This window comes from Variovorax sp. Varisp36 (assembly GCF_047304235.1).
GTDB lineage: Bacteria > Pseudomonadota > Gammaproteobacteria > Burkholderiales > Burkholderiaceae_C > Variovorax.
Genome location: NZ_JBGLYU010000143.1, coordinates 1 through 230 on the forward strand (window position 1 = coordinate 1; position 230 = coordinate 230).

1 pseudogene is annotated in these 230 nt (G+C 60.0%); it reads left to right on the top strand.

From position 1 onward, the window contains the following. A pseudogene (locus ACCD11_RS28500) lies at positions 1-196 on the top strand (hypothetical protein); the annotation flags it as partial. Positions 197-230: the final 34 nt, after the last annotated feature.

Sequence of the window (230 nt, forward strand, 5' to 3'; positions counted from 1 at the left end):
CGCGGTGCTGGGCTACAACGCCCTGGTGCGCGGCAAGAAGTTCGTGCTGACCAAGCTCAACGCCTTCTCGCTCGACCTGCATGCATTCTTCGTGACCGGCGCCCGCGTTCAAAGCGGCAGCGAGGCCGTCGTTGTTCCGCTCAAGAAGGGCTTTGTGCCATGTCCTTCGGTACACAAGAGGAACCCTATGAGGTGATGAACGAGATCAACATGACGCCGCTGGTCGACGT